General features: G+C 65.2%; 1 protein-coding gene. It reads right to left on the bottom strand.

What is annotated here, in order from left to right; all coding sequences use genetic code 11:
* On the bottom strand, nt 1-396 hold a 396-nt coding region (locus EOB36_RS34175; RefSeq protein ID WP_164897738.1), incomplete at both ends, for a CpaD family pilus assembly lipoprotein.

Here is a 396-nt window from a genome sequence, read left to right as displayed (position 1 = left end):
ATTCTCCGACGTATCGACGAGGTCGGCTGGCCAGCGTCCGCATTTGTCGGTCTGCGCCCTCACCGCAACATAAGCGACGCGGACCGGCGAGGATATCTCGCTGGAGGCGGCCTGATAGGAGGTGACGACAAGCCGGTTGCGCTTGACGCCGCTGGCGATTGCGAGCCGGGCGAAATCGCGGGCCGCCGCGGTCGCGGCGACCTCGTTGGCCGATCCGCTCGGGACCTGGATCGTAAGCGTCGGGGCGGCACTTCTGTCATAGCCATCCAGGAAGCCAAGAAGTGTGTCGCGCTGGGAGCCAGTCATGCCGCGGTCACCGGCGCCCACCGGGAGGTCGATCTTTTGATTCTTCTCGGCGATCACGATCGGATGGTTGGTGCGGTAGTCGTCCGGGAT

The sequence above is a fragment of the Mesorhizobium sp. M6A.T.Cr.TU.017.01.1.1 genome (genome assembly GCF_004023115.1).
Classification (GTDB): Bacteria; Pseudomonadota; Alphaproteobacteria; order Rhizobiales; family Rhizobiaceae; genus Mesorhizobium; species Mesorhizobium mediterraneum.
Note: the sequence above shows the minus strand (reverse complement) of the source record. Positions and strands in the feature narration are given on the sequence as shown.